Raw genomic sequence first — 16,598 nt, 5'->3', positions numbered from 1 at the left:
GATCAGCCGGCGAGCTTCGCCAGCGCCGCGTCGATCCGGGCCAGGGTGCGGTCCTTGCCGAGGACCTCCAGGGACTCGAAGAGGGGCAGACCGATAGTGCGGCCGGTGACCGCGACGCGCACCGGGGCCTGGGCCTTGCCCAGCTTCAAGCCGTGCTCCTCGCCGGCGGCCAGGACCGCTTCCTTGAGGGACTCGGGGCTGGTCCAGTCGGCCGTCTCCAGCTTGGCGCGGGCCGTGGTGAGGAGAGCCACCGGGTCGCCCTTCATCGCCTTGTCCCAGGACGCCTCGTCCTCCACCGGCTCCTTCAGGAACAGGAAGTCGACGTTGGCCGTGATGTCTGAGAGGACGGCCACGCGGGTCTGGGCGTGGGGGGCGATCGCCTCCCACGCGGCCTGGTCAAAGTCCTCGGGCGCCCAGTTGGCGTACGGGGCACGCAGCCACGGCTCGCAGGCCTCGACGAACGTCTCCAACGGCAGGGCGCGGATGTACTCGCCGTTGAAGGCGGTCAGCTTCTTGATGTCGAAGAAGGCCGGCGAGGTGTTCACGTCCTCGACGCGGAACTTCTGCTCCAGCTCCTCGTACGGACGGATCTCGATGTCGTCCCCGGGGCCCCAGCCAAGCAGCATCAGATAGTTGGTCATCGCCTCCGGCAGGTAGCCCTCGGCGAGGTAGTCCTCGAGAGCGACCTTGTCCCGTCGCTTGGACAGCTTCTGCCGCTTCTCGTTCACGATCACCGGCAGGTGCGCCCACACCGGGGCCTTCGCGCCGAGCGCCTCCCACAGCAGCTGCTGCTTGGGCGTGTTCGACAGGTGCTCGTCACCACGGATGACCAGGGTGATGCCCTCGTCGAGGTCGTCGACCACATTGGCGATCAGGAAGACCGGGGAGCCGTCACCGCGGGCGATGACGAAGTCCTCGATCGCCGAGTTCGGGAAGGACGGCTCACCCCGGATGAGGTCCACGACGACCGTCTCGCCCTCGGTGGGCGTACGGAACCGCAGCGCCCGGCCCTCCACGTACTCCAGACCCCGGTCCCGGCAGAAGCCGTCGTAGCCGAGGTGCTGTGAACCGGTCCGCTCCTGGAGCTGCTCACGGGTGCAGTCGCAGTAGTACGCGCGGCCCTGCGCATAGAGCTGCTGGGCAGCCTCGCTGTGACGGTCGGCGTTCTGCGACTGGAAGTACGGCCCCTCGAAGGCGGGATCGTCCTCGTGGATCCCGATGGCCGCGAGCGCGCTGATGATGCCGTCGATCCACTCCGGCTTGTTGCGAGCCGCGTCGGTGTCCTCGATCCGCAGGACGAACTTGCCCCCCGACTGTCGCGCGACGGCCCAGTTGTAGAGAGCCGACCGGGCCCCGCCAACGTGGAACATTCCAGTCGGGGATGGGGCGAAACGCACGCGCGTGGAGGCTGTAGACATGCGTGCAAGCCTACCGATTCCCAGCGGGTGCTCGCCCGCACCCACGAGTGCGGATGGCATCATCCTCATCCCATCTTTCGAGCACGGGCGGGCTCACTCCAGATCTGAGCGTCGACGTCGGCAGACATTCCAAGCTGTAGCTTCACTGACGCCGAACGCAACTCCGAGCTGCGCGTACGTGGCCCCGCTCAGCTCACGCATCCGCACGAGTGCCGTTTGCTGCTGGCTCGTGAGCACATGCCGTCCGCCCCGTCCGGAGGCTGGCACAGGAGGCGAATCGATGAGATGGCGCCAAGTCGTCCCCTGCACAGCCGCCCGGACCGTCGCGTATCGCAGCCCGAACCTGTCAGCGAGCGATCGCAGGGAATCTCCGCGTGCACGCGCACGCCGCATTTCCTCCACAGTCGCTGCGGTCAGCAGAACACCTGGCCGACTCGACTCCCCAGAGGACTCCTCGGGCGCCCGGTCATCGACATGCGCCCAGGTGACGCCGCGGATCGCATCGTGGACCGTGTTGTAAGGGAGGCCAGATCTCGTCGCGAGGTAGCGCACCGTCGCACCGCCGGCGTGTTCGCGCCTCAGTCTGCGCACATGTTCTTCGTTCAGAACCGTGGGGCTGGGCTGGTCAGGATCAGCGGGCTGAGGACGACTGAGCGGCGGTGGGTCCTCCACCCCGCGCCAGGTGGAGCCGTAGACCGCCTTGGAGAGCGCCCTATTGCCCACCCCGAACGCACGTGCGAGATGATCTACCGAAGCACCGTTGTGCACCTGCCGCCGCGCGTCACGCACCAGCTCGGCGCTAAGCACCTTCCGACCGCCGAGGTGACCCGGGCCTGGTCCATCGGGGCTCCCTTCCGAAGCCTGCGGCGACACGCGAACACCCCCATTCATGCCTGAAGCAGGGCCGAACAAACGTGCACCTCAGGCAGAGCGCCCCTCGTGCGGCCGAAGGGCACACATCCAAGGGCCTACCGTCCACGAGCGCGTGATGGCCGTACCCGTGACGTGACACCGTCAGGCGCCCGTAGTTCTGCTCAGGCAGCTTGATCCCGATCCCTGGCCGTCGCCGAGACCGACGACGACTGCGACTTTACCGGCCGCGCCGAGGAGTGCTGCTGCTCAGCTCGTCGCACGGCAACCGCGCGGGGTGAGAACGGAGCCTTCGCCGAGCTTTCGCGGATCCCTTCGTACGGAGGCTCCAACCTGATCTCGAACCACGTTGTCTTGCCCTCGGCCTCCGGCCTCGTGCCCCAGGCATCCGCCATTGCGTCGAGGAGCAGAAGACCCCGGCCACTCTCGTCATTCGGTGTGGCTGCAACGGTGCTCGGCAACGTGGGGTCAGTGTCCGTGACTTCCACGCGAAGCCATTCGGCGGTGCGGGTCACAACAACGTCGCATGGGCCAGCTGAGTGCAGAACCGCGTTGGCTATGACCTCGCTTGCCATCAGCTCAACGGTCTCCAAGGTTTCGTCCCGCAAGGGGCCGCCCAGATGCTGGGCCACCGCTACGACCCGGCGACGCGCGGGCGGGACAGCGTCAACAGCAGCCTCAACCGTGAATCCGTTCGTCGGACATTCGGAATCGCTGCGTGCCATGACGACAACCTCACTCGGTAGCGGCCTCAGTTAACGAAAGCCTTCCATCCGACGAGAACCGTGTGAGGACAGTCTGTCCCCAGGCGTCCCAAGCAGGTCCCCTTGACATCGCCGTGAGTTGTGATAGCTGAAGTGCGGCGAATGTCGACGACGGGCAAATCGGCCGTCGCGAGAGCGAACCATCTCTGACTGGCCTGCCCGCAGACCAGTCGATCGCTAGAGGAGCTGGGTTGCGGTGCGCGGTTCAGACGTGGTCGCGGCGAGTTCGGCGAGAGCCCACGGCACAGAGCTCCCCTCTAGCGTTCGACAAGCACACGAGATCCAGGAAAATACCTACGAGACAGCCGCGCGAATTCGATGGTCGACGCGGACGTCACCAGACAAGTGCTGAAAATGCTCTGCGCATCCAGGATGCTGGCGCAGCATCGCTGCCACTGAACTAGCTACGTCTCCGGTCAGTGTCGACAGCCAGCGGGAAATGTCTGCCTGCGCTGCCCATTGATCCCACCGAGCGTCCCACTCGAATGCGCCGCTGCAGCATTCCTCAAGCAGGTCCAGCTCACCTGCCTCGGCAGCCTTCTGGGCGATGGTGATCAGCCATGCGATGGTGGCACCCACCTCTCCGCGCTCCGGTAATCTGCCAGTGCCGAGCAGCGCGGCCATGGCGCGAACGACCTCGACGGCGCGGTGAGGTTGCGCCAGCAGTGACGGCATAAGGGGGGCCAGAGGTACTTTGACCAAGAGGTCACAGTACAGAGCCGCGTCGTCGGTATGCGCGGCGGCGAGGGTGATCAGCTCTTCTGCCGCTCCGGACGAGCCGTCGGCCAATTCCTGGTTCAGGTACTCCCCACGCAGCAAGGGGGGTTGTGCCGGTATCTCCAGCTCTTGGTCGATCAGCTTGAGGAAGTCCGCGATCGTGGCCGGCCGTCGAGCAGGATCCCTGTGCGTGGCTTCCCGTACAACCGCACGCCAAGCACCAGATTTCGGGATGAGAGGGACGTTCGCGAGGGGCATCTCACCAGTGACGGCCCACCCGATGAACTGGCCGAGGCTGTAGATGTCGGCGGTCGCTCCGACGCGGTGGGCATCGTCGTACAGCTCCGAAGCGGCGAAACCGTCGGACCCCAGGAACACTCCCACTCGGGTGCGCTGCGGATCGGTTGTCTGCCCTGGGGGACGCCGCACGACGCCCCAGTCCGCGAGAACCCAGCGGCCGTCAAGCCGGAGCACGTTCGCCGGTTTGATGTCCCGGTGCACCCAGCCCTCCTGGTGTGCCACGGCAAGGACGGAGCAGAGTGCCTCCAGGAGCGCCCGCAATGCGGCTGCGTCGGTGAACTCCTCCCTGCACCGCTCCGCTGTGGTCTGCGCGTAGGGCATGACGAACCATGTGTTTTTTGGGTCGTGGTCCAGAACCGGCATCGAGTGAGGGTGCCCACTGAGGCCACGGCCGAGTTCGATCTCGCGCTTCATACGGGCAACCTGGCGAGGGAACGGGTATTTCTCCCGTAGCTTTTTGAGAGCGACGATCTCTCCGGTCGGCTTGTGCGTCGCCCTGAACACGTCTGCCTGCCCGCCACCGACCAGAGGGAGGCGTTCGCATCGGTAGTCCTTACGTTCGCCACGCGTGGCATGGCCGGCCACTTCTCCGCGCCGCGGCGGGACGGAGAGCTTGCGAGCCATCTCGTCCAAGTCCTCGGAACCGGTCACCATGGTGATGCGGGTACGCGTGTTGGCGATGGCGGTCGCGAGATCTTCAGTCACTCCGGCTCCCGCGTTGGCAGGACGTCGCACAGCAACCACATCGCGGTGGACCTCGGCAGCGTCGAACCCCTCGGCGAGGTATTGCAGCGCCTCGAACTGGTCCTCAGGCAGCAACGGCCCAAAAGCTTCGAGTTGCGCTCTGTCTACGACGGTCCGCACGGCTTTCAGAGTCTGCGGGTCGATCCCAAGCTCTCCCAAGACCTCGTCGGAATGCTTTGCGAACAATCGCGACGGAAGCTGGGCGGCGGACTCCTCCAGTTCTGTCGTGAGCTGCTCGATGGCTGGCGCGTCACGGACTTCGAGGCTGTGGGTGGCGGAGTTCACGGTGTAGAGCCGCTTGGCAGCCCACTCCAGCGCCGCGTCGTGCGGGAGGACCTTGACGAGGAGAAACGTGTCACCGCCGTCGTTGGGAGCGAGGACGACGCCACGCCAGAACTCGGTGATGCGGATCGTCCTCAAGCGCGGGTCACGTGCGTTGCGCACGGCCGCCAGGCCCAGCCCCTTGTCCGCGCGTATTTCCGCCATCGTCAGGGTCTGAAACTTGGCCATCGCCTTACGGAGACCCGCCCGCACCGGCTTCTCCAACTGATCGTATTCAGCCCAGAGAGTGTTGGCGAAGGCGAGCTGCGGCAAGAGTAACTCCACTACGCTAAAGGCCTACTTACAGTGGCCACCAGGTTACCGCCCAGCCCGACTCACAGAGGCGGCCAAGTGCGCTCAGCCGACCCTGTCGAGACAGGCGCGCGCGATGCACGCTTAGGTCGGTGCAGACGCCCTGATCGATCCAGCCTCTCGATCGCCGCCACAGTGTGCTGAGGCTCTACACCAGCACCCACGCGGGCGTCGTTGCCGACATCCCCCACCAGCTGCACAGCGCTGAGCCGGCACCCGTTACGTCGAGTCTCACGAGCACTACGACTACTGGCCGCTCTCGGCCTCCTGCCCCGAACACGGTCACCAGCGCCAAGGCCGCGTAGCCTCGCCGATTCAAGACACGGTTTCGAGGCACGTTACTACGGCACAGGCCACTGGTGGCTGTCGCGAACGCCCTCCTCGGAGGGGTCACCCGCGCCTCTGCGCCAGGGACTTTTCAGGGACTTTCAGCGCTGTCCCAGGGACTTCCGAGGGACTTTGCGCCGCCTAACGCGGCAAGCCCCCGAAAGACCGGAAAGGGCCTCCGACGCAGGTCAGAGGCCCTTTTCGAGGCAAAGCCGCAGGTAGCGGCAGACGAGTCGGGCTGTACGCCGGGTTCTGTTCCCGGAGTTCCTCGCGGAGCTCCGGGCGACGGCCATCCATCTAGGGCCGGTGTTGCCACCGGCCTCGTGCGGTCTACCCGCGGACTCGGGCGGGCAGCCCTCGATCGTCCGCGCAGAGCCACCTCCGAAAAGGCGGCCCCTCTTGACCTTGCTCCGGGTGGGGTTTACCTAGCTGCCTGAGTCACCTCAGGCACTGGTGGTCTCTTACACCACCGTTTCACCCTTACCGAGGACCGAGGTCCCCGGCGGTCTGCTTTCTGTGGCACTGTCCCGCGGGTCACCCCGGGTGGCCGTTAGCCACCACCCTGCCCTGTGGAGCCCGGACGTTCCTCGGGAAGCTCCCCGTCAGGGGGACTCCACGCGGCCGTCCGCCCGGCTCGTCTGCCGTGTCGACCATGGTACCCGTACCCGGCGGACGTCCCGTTTCGGCGCCGCGGCCGCCGTGGCCAGGACCGAGCCCGCCAGGATCAGGGTGAAGGCGACGCCGATGCCGAGGGTCAGCTCCTCGTCCAGGAACAGCGCGCCCGCGGCGACCGCGACCGCCGGGTTGACGTACGTGATCACGCCGGCCCGGGTCGGGCCGACCTCCTTGATCAGCTCCAGGAACGCCACGAACGCGATCGCGGTGCAGATCACGCCCAGGCCGGCGAGGGCCGCCAGGACCTCGCCCGAGGGCATCGTCGCGGGCCTGGTCAGGAAGGCAGCGGGGGCGTAGACGACCGCGGCCAGCGTGAGGCACGGGGTGATCAGCTGGAGCGTCGGGACGTCCTTGAGGTACCGGGCGGCTATCAGCGGGGCCGTGGCGTAGCCGACGACCGTCACCAGCACCTCGGCCATCGACAGTGCGTCGCCGCCGGTGAGGTGCGGCAGGGTCAGGACGGTGACGCCCGCGAGGCCGAGGGCCAGGCCCGCGATGCGGCGGGTGCCCACCCGCTCCCCCGCGCCGAAGAAGCGGGCCAGGAGGACGGCGACGATCGGTACGCCCGCGATGAGGAGTCCGGCGGTGGAGCTGGACAGGTGGCGTTCGGCGTCGGTCAGGGTCCACCACGGGCCGATGATCTCGATGACGGCGAAGGCCAGCATCGGCTTCCAGTGGGTCCGGACGGTACGGCCGAAACCGCCCTGGCGCAGGGCGAAGGGGAGCAGGAGTGCGGCGCCGAGGGCGCAGCGCGCGAACACCACCATGGACGGGGACAGCTCGTCCACCGCCACCTTGATCATCAGGTAGGGGACGCCCCAGATCACTCCCATGAGGGAGAACAGGAACCAACCGCGTGCAGTCATGCGACGAGTCTCGGCCGTGTCACCCCCTGCTGTCTTGAACGCTGTTGCGGTACGCCGCCGGGGTCACCCCCAGCACCCGGCGGAACCAGCGGGTGAGGTGTGCCTGGTCGGCGAAGCCGACGAGGCCCGCGACCTCGGCGGGGCGCAGTCCGGCTTCCAGGAGGCCGCGGGCCCTGGCCACCCGGTGCTGGGCGAGCCAGGCGTACGGCGGTACGCCCATCGTCGTGCGGAAGGCGCGGAGCAGTTGGTAGCGGGACAGGCCCAGGTCCGTGGCGAGCAGAGCCAGGGAGGGAGGGTCCAGCAGCTCGTCGGCCAGACGGTCGCGTACGGTCCTGGCGATGCCGTCGGCGCCGGTCACGGTGTCGCTCGTCGCCCGGGCCGTGGAGTGGCGGCGGGCCAGGGCCGTGAGCAGCCAGGGCAGCCGGGACTCGGCCTCCAGTGGGTCGGGGCAGGCGCTGATGTCGGTGTGGGCGGCGCGCAGGGCCACCGCCAGCTCAGGGTCGTGGAGGACGGCTTCGCGGAAGTGCGGGAGGCCGCCGAGGGTGCCGTCGGCGAGGAGGGCCGGGTCGGCGTAGAGGGCCTGGTAGGCGTAGCCGTCGCAGGCGGCCGGGCCGCCGGTGTGCATCTCGCCGGGCTCCAGGACGACGATCGAGCCGGGGTAGGAGTGGATGTGCCCGCCCCGGTACGCGATGACCTCCGAGCCGCCGACGGTGACGCCTACGGTGAACTCGTCGTGGGCGTGGGGTGCGTAGACGTGGCTGTCGAAGTGGGCGGTGAGGAGGTCGAGGGGCGGGCCGGACCGGCCCAGGCGTGCCCTGGTCCAGCTGGTCTGTTCGCGCATCCCCATGTCGCACCCCCGCCCACAGGGGATCAGAGGAAGTCCGTGGTGTCCAGGTCGAAGGCGAAGGGGTCCGGGAGAGTGAGTGATCTGCCGAAGGCCGCGGTGCGGGAACGGAGGTAGTCGCCGTCCGGCTCGGTGAACAGCGTCGTCGAGGACGTGCCGCGGTCGACGAGCAGGTAGAAGGGGATGCCGCCGCGGGCGTAGCAACGCCGCTTGGCAATTCTGTCGATCTTCGGCCTGGTGGACGTCACCTCCAGCACCATGGTGACCCCCTCGCAGGACATCCACGGGGGAGCGCCACGGAAGGCCCTTGCCTCCTGGGCGACGATCGTGCCGTCGGGGATCACGTGATCCGGGGGGTGACCGTGCGCAGCGCTCAGTCGCAAACCTTTGTTTCCCGAGAACAGGACGTCGAGTTGCGAGCGCCGGTGGAGCTGTCTGACGATCCGGCTGATGCAGTGCTCGTGGTGACCGTCCGGCTGTGGAGTGAGGACGAACTCGCCCTCGATCAGCTCGGCGCGGAAGCCCTCCGGAGTGTCCAGTTCGAGGAACCAGTCCAGTAGTAGCTTCTGCGTGCACGGGTCCAGGCCCATGAGGTTGACGCTCCTTCGCCGCGGTCACCGGCAAGACTGAGACCTGACCCGGATCACGGGGGCGGGAACCGGCTGCAGTTCCACCGATCGTGGGCTCTTGACCCTGCCGCAGCGTCAACGTCTTCACTGGTGGCATGCGGATCGGAGAACTCGCCGCGGTCGTCGGCGTCACCACGCGGGCCGTGCGGCATTACCACCATCTGGGGTTGTTGCCCGAGCCGGAGCGGCGGGCCAACGGGTACCGGGAGTACGGGTTGCGGCATGCCGTCGTGCTGGCGCGGATCCGGCGGCTGACGGAGTTGGGGCTGGGGCTCGCGGAGGTGCGGGACGTGCTCGCGGACGACGCCGGGAAGGACCTCGTCGAGGTGCTGACCGAGCTGGACGAGGATCTGGCGCGGCAGGAGGAGGCCCTGCGGGAGCGGCGGGCGCGGCTGCGGACGCTGCTGGACGCGGAGGGCGGGGTGCCGGCCGAGGGGCCCGTGTCGCCCGAGCTGGCCGCGCTGTTCGCCGGGACCGCGCATCTGTCGGACTCTCCCATGGCCGCCAAGGACCGCGAGATCATCGCGTTCCTGGAGACCGCCATGCCGGCGGGGGCCCGGGAGCAGCTGGTGTCCTCGATCGGGGAGGCGCTGGGGAGTCCGGAGGCCGTGGCTCGGGCCGGGGAGGCCTACGCGCTGCTCGACGCGCTCGCCGGTGCCGGGCGCGATGACCCGCGTGTCGACGAGGCGGCGCGGGCACTGGCCGGCTGCATCCCGCCGGGGATGTTCCCGGAGGCCGGGGAGCTCGACCAGGACGACGGTTTCCTGCGCGCGTTCTACGACGACCTCTCCCCGGCCCAGGCGGAGGCCATCCGCCGGGCCCTGCGGATCCTCACCGAGGAGCGGTGATGAGGGCCGTGCGGCTGCTGGTGCGGCACGAGGTGCGGTTGCTGGCGAGTCTCGCCCTGTGGGTGGCGCGGCGTACGCATGGGACGGGCGGGGGCCGGGCCTTCGGGTATGCGCACGGGCAGGGGGCGATGATGGCCGGTTTCGGCTTCGTGTGCCTGGTCGAGACGGTGGCGATGTCCGTGCTGTTGCGGGACTGGCCCACCGTGCACGCGGTGGTTCTCTTCCTGGACGTGTACACGATCGTGTTCGTCGTCGCGCTGCACGCCTCGTCCGTCGTGCGTCCCCATGTGCTGGACGCGGATCGCGGCGCGCTGCGGATCCGGCGGTACGTCCATGTCGACCTGTGCGTGCCGCTGGAGCGGATCGCCTCCGTGCGGCGTGAGCTGCGGATGACGCACGAGCGGGCCGACGGCGAGCTGAACGTCGAGGTGGGCGCGCAGACCACCGTCACGCTGGAACTGACGGAGCCGGTCACGCACGTCACCTTCCTGGGCCGGCGCCGCGAGGTGCGGGTCGTCCGCTTCCACGCCGACGACGCCGACGGGCTCGTGCGCGCCCTCGGCCGGGCGCGCGTCTGAGCTCCCCCGCAGACCCCCGTACGCTGTCGGCGGAGTTCGATCGAAGGAGTACGCGTGCTTGTCCTGCTGCCGCCGTCCGAAGGAAAGGCATCGTCCGGCCGTGGTGCGCCGCTGAAGCCGGAGTCGCTGTCGCTGCCGGGGCTCGCCGAGGGCCGGGAGGCCGTGCTCGGCGAGCTGGTCGAGCTGTGCGCCGGCGACGAGGACAAGGCACGTGAGGTGCTGGGGCTGAGCGAGGGGCTGCGGGGCGAGGTCGCGAAGAACGCGGAGCTGCGGACCGCCGGGGCGCGGCCGGCCGGGGAGATCTACACCGGCGTGCTCTACGACGCCCTGGACCTGGCGAGCCTGGACACCGCCGCCAAGCGGCGTGCGGCGCGCTCGCTGCTCGTGTTCTCGGGGCTGTGGGGTGCCGTGCGGGTGACGGACCGGATTCCGTCGTACCGGTGCTCGATGGGGGTGAAGCTGCCGGGGCTCGGGGCGCTGGGCGCGCACTGGCGTGGGCCGATGGCGTCGGTGCTGCCGGAGGTGGCCGGGGGCGGGCTGGTGCTGGATCTGCGGTCGGCCGCGTACGCCGCCGCCTGGAAGCCGAAGGGCGAGGTCGCCGGGCGTACGGCGTCGGTGCGGGTGCTGCACGCCCCCACGCGGAAGGTGGTCAGCCACTTCAACAAGGCGACGAAGGGGCGGATCGTGCGCAGTCTGCTGACCGCCGGGGCCGATCCGAAGGGACCGGCCGAGCTGGTGGAGGCGCTCCGGGATCTCGGGTACGTCGTGGAGGCGCAGGCGCCCTCGAAGGCGGGGCAGGCGTGGTCGCTGGACGTGCTGGTGGACGAGGTGCACTGACGCGCATTACCCACGCGCGTTGCATGCTACGCAATGACCTTTGCGCATCCTGCACTCGGGCGGCAGGATGACGCCATGGTCACCTCCCCCCTGCCCGCCTCCGTGCTGGGCCTCGCCCCCGTCGTCCCCGTCGTCGTCGTCGAGGACGTCGGCGACGCCGTTCCGCTGGCTCGGGCTCTGGTCGCCGGCGGGCTGCCCGCGATCGAGGTGACGTTGCGGACGCCGTCGGCTCTGGACGCGATCCGGGAGATCGCGCGGGAGGTGCCCGGGGCCGTGGTCGGGGCCGGGACGGTGATCCGTCCCGGGCAGGTGGCCGAGGCGGTGGCCGTGGGCGCCCGGTTCCTGGTCAGCCCGGGCTGGACGGACGTCCTGCTGGAGGCGATGCGGGCGTCCGGGGTGCCGTTCCTGCCGGGGGTGTCGACCGCGTCCGAGGTCGTGGCACTGTTGGAGCGCGGGGTGCGGGAGATGAAGTTCTTCCCGGCGCAGGCCGCGGGCGGCACGGCGTATCTGAAGTCGCTGTCGGGGCCGTTGCCGCAGGCGCGTTTCTGCCCGACGGGCGGGATCGGCCCGGACTCCGCGCCGGACTATCTGGCCCTGTCCAACGTCGGGTGTGTGGGCGGCAGTTGGATGCTGCCGCCGGACGCGGTCGCCGCCCGCGACTGGGGGCGCGTCGAGGCGCTGGCCCGGGAGGCGGCGGCGCTCAGCGCAGGTGGGACGTGTCGTTGAGGAGGCGGACGCTGGCGTTGCCGTCCGCGTAGTACGCGACCACCGAGAGGGACGCGGCCGACAGTTCCATGCGGAACAGGGACTCCGGCGGGGCGCCCAGGGCGAGCCGGACGAGCGTCTTGATCGGGGTCACGTGCGTGACGAGCAGGACCGTTCGGCCCGCGTGGGCCGCGACCAGTTTGTCGCGGGTGGCGGCGAGCCGGGTGGCCGTCGCCGCGAAGCTCTCGCCGCCGCCGGTGGGTTCGGCGTCCGGGGAGGCCAGCCAGGCGTTCAGGTCGTCGGGGTGGCGCTCGCGCACCTCGGCGAAGGTGAGCCCCTCCCAGGCGCCGAAGTCGGTCTCGCGCAGCCCGTCGTCGATGCCGACGTCGAGCCCGAGCCGGGCGGCGACGATCCCGGCGGTCTCCCGCGTACGGGCGAGCGGGGACGACACGACGGCCTGGATGGTGCCCCGCCGGGCGAGCATCGCGGCGGCCCGCTCGGCCTGCTCCCGGCCGGTGTCGGACAGGGAGGGGTCGGTTCCCCCGCTGCCGGAGAACCGCTTCTGGGGCGTCAACGGCGTCTCGCCGTGCCGGAGCAGGACGAAGGTGGCGGGGGCGCCCATGTCGGCGGGGGCCCATCCGGGCGCGGCGACGGCCTTGGCAGCACGGGCGTCGGCGACGGCCTTGGCAGCACGGGCGTCAGCGTCGGCCTTGGCGGCCCACGTGTCGGCGTTCTCGGCGGATGCGCCGGCCTTGGCAGCGCGGACATCGGCTTCGGCCTTCACCACGGGCCTCTCGGCCGCCGCAGCGCGGACATCGGCTTCGGCCTTCACCACGGGCGTCTCGGCCGCCGCAGCGCGGACATCGGCGTCGGTCCTCGTGGTGTCGACCTCCGCGACGGCCTGCGCGGCGCGCGCATCGGCGGCAGCCTCCGCCGGGCGGACGGCAGTCACGCGCTCGCCGGTCTCCGCGTCCACCTCGGCCTGCGTCTCCGCGTCCACCTCGGCCTGCGTCTCCGCGTCCACCTCGGCCTGCGTCTCCGCGTCCGCCCCGACCTGCGTCGCCGGGGTCCGTGCCGCGTCGCCGCCCGACGGGATCGTCGCCTCACGGGCGGAGGCCGGCGCGGCCGCGGAGGCCGGCGCGGCATCCTGGCCCGGGCCGGCCGGCCCGGCGGCGGCCTGGCCTGCCGCCAGAGCGTCGCGCACCCGCGCCGCCCCCGCCGCCGCGTCACCGGGCGGCTCCGGCGTCGCCGCAGCCCGGGGTGCCGTGTGGAGCTCAGCCGTCGAGTCCGCCTCCGACCACCGCTCCCCCCGGGCCCCCGCGTCCATCGCCTCGTTGGCCAGTCGGTCCGCGTGCTTGTTCCGCTCCCTCGGCATCCACTCGTACGTGACCTGCCCGGGCGGGAAGACCCGGGCCGCCTGGGTCGCCAGGGGCTTCATGTCGGGGTGCTTGATCTTCCAGCGGCCCGACATCTGCTCGATGACGAGCTTGGAGTCCATCCGGACGTGGACCCTCGCCGCCGGGTCCAGCGCAAAAGCAGCACGCAGGCCGGCGAGGAGGCCGCGGTACTCGGCGACGTTGTTCGTGGCGACGCCGATGTACTCGGCGGTCTCCCGCAGGGTCTCCCCCGTCGCCGCGTCGCTGACCACGGCCCCGTAGCCGGCGGGCCCCGGGTTGCCCCGTGAGCCGCCGTCGGCCTCGACGATGAACTCCCGCACCGGAAGGGCTCCCTGAAGACCTAGAGGCCGGACTCGGACGTGCGCACCAGGATGCGGCGGCAGTTCTCGCAGCGGACCACCGTGTCGGGAGCCGCCTTGCGGATCTCGGCCAGCTCGGTGATGGCGAGTTCCTGCCGGCAGCCCTGGCAGCTGCGCGCGTACAGCTTCGCCGCGCCGACGCCGCCCTGCTGCCCGCGCAGCTTGTCGTAGAGCTTGAGGAGATCGGCCGGGATGGAACCGGCGACGACCTCGCGCTCCTTGGTGACCGTGGCGACCTCGCCGTCGATCTGCTCGAAGGCCGCGTCGCGGCGCGTGGTCGCGTCGTCGATCTTCGACTGGACGGAGGTGACGCGCTCGGTCAGCTCCGCGACCCGCTCCTGGGCGGACTCGCGGCGCTCCATGACCTCCAGCACCACGTCCTCCAGATCGCCCTGCCGCTTGGCGAGGGAGGTGATCTCGCGCTGGAGGTTCTCCAGGTCCTTGGGGGAGGTGACGGCACCCGAGTCGAGGCGCTGCTGGTCGCGGGCGGCGCGCTGGCGCACCTGGTCCACGTCCTGCTCGGCCTTGGTCTGCTCGCGGGCGGTGTCGCTCTCCTCGGTCTGCGCGGCCACGAGCAGGTCGCGCAGCTGGGTGTGGTCCTTGGTCAGCGACTCGATCTCGGCGTGCTCGGGCAGCGACTTGCGCTTGTGGGCGAGCTGCTGGAGGCGGACGTCGAGGTCCTGGACGTCGAGGAGTCGGATCTGGTCGGCGGGCGCGGCGTTCAGTTCGGGGCTCCAAGGGGGTCGGAAGGGGCAGAGGCCGCGTGCGCGGTCCAGGGGTCGGTGACCGTCTTCGAGACGTGGACGCGCAGGTCCCATCCGTGCCGGTCGGAGATCTCGTCGAGCTGGCTCGCGGCCAGCTCGCACCAGGGCCACTCGGTGGCCCAGTGCGCCGCGTCGAGCAGCGCGAGGGGGCTGTGGGCAACGGCTTCCGACGCCGGGTGGTGGCGCAGGTCGGCCGTGAGGAAGGCGTCGACGCCGGCCGCGCGTACGTGGTCGAAGAGGCTGTCGCCGGAGCCGCCGCTGACGGCGACGGTGCGGACGGGCGCCTCGGGGTCGCCGGCGACGCGGATGCCCTGCGCGGTGGCGGGCAGCCGCTCGGCGGCGCGGGCGGCGAACTCGCGGACGGTCAGCGGGTGGTCCAGCGCGCAGAGCCGGCCGAGGCCGCGGCGGCCCTCGGGGTCGGTGGGGTCGGGCACGAGCGGCCCGGTGACGCGCAGGTCCAGCGCGCCGGCGAGGGCGTCGGAGACGCCCGGGTCGGCGGTGTCGGCGTTGGTGTGGGCGACGTGCAGTGCGATGTCGTTCTTGATGAGGGTGTGCACGACACGGCCCTTGAAGTGCGTCGCGGCGACGGTCGTCGTGCCGCGCAGGTAGAGCGGGTGGTGGGTGACGAGCAGGTCGGCGCCCAGCTTCACCGCCTCGTCGACGATCTCCTGGACGGGGTCGACGGCGAACAGGACCCGCGTGACCTCCTGGTCCGGGTCGCCCGCGACGGTGCCGACCGCGTCCCAGGACTCGGCCCGCTCGGCGGGCCACAGGGTCTCCAGCGCGGCAATGACTTCAGACAGAGGGGGCACGGGAGCAAGGCTACCCGCCTGATCTGTGGCGTTGCACCGCCACCGTCCGCTCCCGGCACCCCTGGCCCCGCTCAGCACAATCGCCCCCTTTTCCTCAGGCGAATCGTTCCCGGAACACCCTTATGTGTGAAGTCTGCTGCCGGGGAATTCCCCGCCCGCGCGTGCGATACCTACGTTCGTCACTGGAGGTGACCGAACGATGACGGCCTGTGCGATCGAGCCTTCGGCGGGACACGAGGACGACGAGGACGAGGACGGGTCCCGGCCGGCAGGCTGCGCGCTCACCGTGGACGGTGCCTACGGTGCCCGTCTCGCGGCGGCCGGCGACTCCTGGTTCCCGGAGCGCTGGACCCTGGACGGCCATGAGCCGTACGCGGTGCCCCTGCCGCGCAACCAGCCGGAGGAGCCCGGAACGGAGGTGCAGCCGATGGGCGACGGCCGGGTCCTCATCCACCGGATGGTGGCCGGGCGGCACGCCTTCGCGCTGCTGTACCCGACCGGGCCCGGTACCGGTGAGCTGCCCCTGGGCGCGGTCGAGTGCCGGGCCGAGACCGGCCGGCTGCGGCTGCTGCCGCCCGCCCCGGGTGGCGAGCGGGCTTACGCCCTCGCCGTCGGGCCGCGTACGACGTCGGTGTGGCTGGTGGCGGGCGGCGCCTTCGGGCCCGAGCGGCTGGCCGAGCTGCCCGGCCGCTGCTCGGGCGGGGTCTGGTTGGACCGGACGGCGCGGCTGCTGGCGCTGGACCGGGAGACCGGCGGCCGCGTCAAGACCGTCGTGGTGGACCTGGAATGCGGCGAGGTGTCGCCGCTGTTGCAGATCGCCGCCGAGAGCGACGACCGGCTGCTGCTCGCCGACCACGACAGCGGGCTGCTGATCGTCCGCTCGGACGCCCCGTCGCCGGGGCAGGGCCGGCTGGGCTGGGGCGTCCTCGGCAGCACACTGCCGGTGCGCTTCCCGGAGTGCCTGCGGGTGCGGGACTGCTCCCTCACGCCGTTCGCGATCCAGCCGGGGCAGGTGCTGACGCCGGAGAGCTGCGCGGTGGCGCTGCGGGTGGACGGGCCGCGGGGCAGCTGGGTGGGGGTCTGGCGGCCCGCCGAGCGGCGGGTGCACCACCTCCGGGCGCCCGAGGGGTGGCTGGCGGGGACGGGCCTGTGGACGCCGGAGGGAGTGTTGCGGCTGCCGTACGCGACTCAGGCCGTGCCGTGCGGGGTGGCGCGGGTGAGTCCGCCGCCGGCCGTGGAGCGGGAGCCCGGGGCCGCTGCGGCGCCGCATCCGGAAGGGGAGTCGCCGGTCCCGGTTCCGGGGCCCTCCGGGCAGCCCGCGGAGCCCGGACCGCCTGCCCCGCCGACCCCGCCCGCCGAGCCCGCGACGCCCTCGGCTCCCCGTCCGGTGCCCCTTCAGGAAGCGCCGTTGGGACGCCTTGTAACGAACCAGTGCCGGTTGGCGTGGCCGCCTGGATCCGAGGTCAGGGGTGCCGGTTAGACTCACCCGGCTGTAAAAAAGATCATGTTGA

At 70.7% G+C, this 16,598-nt stretch carries 12 protein-coding genes, 1 other RNA gene and 2 pseudogenes; 5 read left to right on the top strand and 10 right to left on the bottom strand.

Going from position 1 to position 16,598, the window contains the following annotated elements; translation table 11 throughout:
- Positions 1-2: 2 nt before the first annotated feature.
- The 7 genes and pseudogenes from gltX to AB0E85_RS05280 all read right to left on the bottom strand — a co-directional run bounded on the left by gltX (position 3) and on the right by AB0E85_RS05280 (position 8,748).
- Complete coding sequence (gltX, locus tag AB0E85_RS05310) at positions 3-1,370, bottom strand: glutamate--tRNA ligase (protein WP_361922594.1); 1,368 nt, start codon at positions 1,368-1,370, stop codon at positions 3-5.
- Positions 1,371-2,452: 1,082 nt separating this feature from the next.
- Complete coding sequence (locus AB0E85_RS05305; RefSeq protein ID WP_361922591.1) at positions 2,453-3,013, bottom strand: ATP-binding protein; 561 nt, start codon at positions 3,011-3,013, stop codon at positions 2,453-2,455.
- Positions 3,014-4,027: 1,014 nt separating this feature from the next.
- Positions 4,028-5,407: pseudogene (locus AB0E85_RS05300) on the bottom strand (hypothetical protein); the annotation flags it as partial.
- A 591-nt stretch (positions 5,408-5,998) separates the two neighbouring features.
- Positions 5,999-6,410, bottom strand: an RNA gene (gene rnpB / locus AB0E85_RS05295) — RNase P RNA component class A.
- Between the two features lie 124 nt (positions 6,411-6,534).
- Positions 6,535-7,251: pseudogene (locus tag AB0E85_RS05290) on the bottom strand (EamA family transporter); the annotation flags it as partial.
- A gap of 82 nt (positions 7,252-7,333) precedes the next feature.
- On the bottom strand, positions 7,334-8,161 hold the full coding sequence (locus tag AB0E85_RS05285) for an AraC family transcriptional regulator (RefSeq protein ID WP_361922588.1): 828 nt from the start codon (positions 8,159-8,161) through the stop codon (positions 7,334-7,336).
- Between the two features lie 23 nt (positions 8,162-8,184).
- Positions 8,185-8,748 carry a Uma2 family endonuclease gene (locus tag AB0E85_RS05280; RefSeq protein ID WP_361922584.1) on the bottom strand — a complete coding sequence of 188 codons (564 nt, stop codon included), beginning with the start codon at positions 8,746-8,748 and terminating at the stop codon, positions 8,185-8,187.
- Positions 8,749-8,882: 134 nt separating this feature from the next.
- Here AB0E85_RS05280 and AB0E85_RS05275 point away from each other — a divergent pair, with 134 nt between their 5' ends.
- The 4 genes from AB0E85_RS05275 to eda all read left to right on the top strand — a co-directional run bounded on the left by AB0E85_RS05275 (position 8,883) and on the right by eda (position 11,776).
- Positions 8,883-9,635 carry a MerR family transcriptional regulator gene (locus AB0E85_RS05275; RefSeq protein ID WP_361922581.1) on the top strand — a complete coding sequence of 251 codons (753 nt, stop codon included), beginning with the start codon at positions 8,883-8,885 and terminating at the stop codon, positions 9,633-9,635.
- Complete coding sequence (locus AB0E85_RS05270) at positions 9,635-10,213, top strand: hypothetical protein (RefSeq protein WP_361922578.1); 579 nt, start codon at positions 9,635-9,637, stop codon at positions 10,211-10,213. The genes AB0E85_RS05275 and AB0E85_RS05270 overlap by 1 nt, the downstream gene beginning before the upstream one ends.
- A 54-nt stretch (positions 10,214-10,267) precedes the next feature.
- Complete coding sequence (yaaA, locus tag AB0E85_RS05265) at positions 10,268-11,050, top strand: peroxide stress protein YaaA (RefSeq protein ID WP_361922575.1); 783 nt, start codon at positions 10,268-10,270, stop codon at positions 11,048-11,050.
- A 75-nt stretch (positions 11,051-11,125) separates the two neighbouring features.
- Positions 11,126-11,776, top strand: a complete 651-nt coding sequence (gene eda, locus AB0E85_RS05260; RefSeq protein ID WP_361922572.1) for a bifunctional 4-hydroxy-2-oxoglutarate aldolase/2-dehydro-3-deoxy-phosphogluconate aldolase — start codon at positions 11,126-11,128, stop codon at positions 11,774-11,776.
- Here the strand turns inward: eda and AB0E85_RS05255 are convergent.
- The 3 genes from AB0E85_RS05255 to AB0E85_RS05245 are packed head-to-tail and all read right to left on the bottom strand — an operon-like array spanning position 11,751 to position 15,087.
- Entirely contained in the window at positions 11,751-13,472 is a 1,722-nt protein-coding gene (locus AB0E85_RS05255; protein ID WP_361922569.1) for a bifunctional RNase H/acid phosphatase, read from the bottom strand. The two genes, eda and AB0E85_RS05255, sit on opposite strands and share 26 nt — an antisense overlap.
- A gap of 20 nt (positions 13,473-13,492) precedes the next feature.
- Positions 13,493-14,236, bottom strand: coding sequence for a C4-type zinc ribbon domain-containing protein (locus tag AB0E85_RS05250; RefSeq protein WP_361923091.1), 744 nt, complete (start codon positions 14,234-14,236; stop codon positions 13,493-13,495).
- Positions 14,233-15,087 (bottom strand): Nif3-like dinuclear metal center hexameric protein, encoded by an 855-nt coding sequence (locus AB0E85_RS05245; protein WP_361922566.1) that lies wholly within the window; start codon positions 15,085-15,087, stop codon positions 14,233-14,235. Before AB0E85_RS05245 ends, AB0E85_RS05250 begins: the two co-directional genes overlap by 4 nt.
- A 199-nt stretch (positions 15,088-15,286) precedes the next feature.
- On the opposite strand from AB0E85_RS05245, the gene AB0E85_RS05240 reads away from it, so the two are divergent.
- Complete coding sequence (locus AB0E85_RS05240; RefSeq protein WP_361922563.1) at positions 15,287-16,567, top strand: hypothetical protein; 1,281 nt, start codon at positions 15,287-15,289, stop codon at positions 16,565-16,567.
- Positions 16,568-16,598: the final 31 nt, after the last annotated feature.

Origin of the sequence: Streptomyces sp. NPDC029044, assembly GCF_040637495.1 — a bacterium.
In the GTDB taxonomy this organism is placed as follows: domain Bacteria; phylum Actinomycetota; class Actinomycetes; order Streptomycetales; family Streptomycetaceae; genus Streptomyces.
This window is presented reverse-complemented; position numbering and strand designations above follow the sequence as displayed.

Bases quoted from the DNA above. Each gene is read 5' to 3' on its own strand.
- gltX (WP_361922594.1), bottom strand. From the start codon at position 1,370: ATGTTCCACGTTGGCGGGGCCCGGTCGGCTCTCTACAACTGGGCCGTC.
- AB0E85_RS05305 (WP_361922591.1), bottom strand. From the start codon at position 3,013: ATGGCACGCAGCGATTCCGAATGTCCGACGAACGGATTCACGGTTGAG.
- AB0E85_RS05285 (WP_361922588.1), bottom strand. From the start codon at position 8,161: ATGGGGATGCGCGAACAGACCAGCTGGACCAGGGCACGCCTGGGCCGG.
- AB0E85_RS05280 (WP_361922584.1), bottom strand. From the start codon at position 8,748: ATGGGCCTGGACCCGTGCACGCAGAAGCTACTACTGGACTGGTTCCTC.
- AB0E85_RS05275 (WP_361922581.1), top strand. From the start codon at position 8,883: ATGCGGATCGGAGAACTCGCCGCGGTCGTCGGCGTCACCACGCGGGCC.
- AB0E85_RS05270 (WP_361922578.1), top strand. From the start codon at position 9,635: ATGAGGGCCGTGCGGCTGCTGGTGCGGCACGAGGTGCGGTTGCTGGCG.
- eda (WP_361922572.1), top strand. From the start codon at position 11,126: ATGGTCACCTCCCCCCTGCCCGCCTCCGTGCTGGGCCTCGCCCCCGTC.
- AB0E85_RS05240 (WP_361922563.1), top strand. From the start codon at position 15,287: ATGACGGCCTGTGCGATCGAGCCTTCGGCGGGACACGAGGACGACGAG.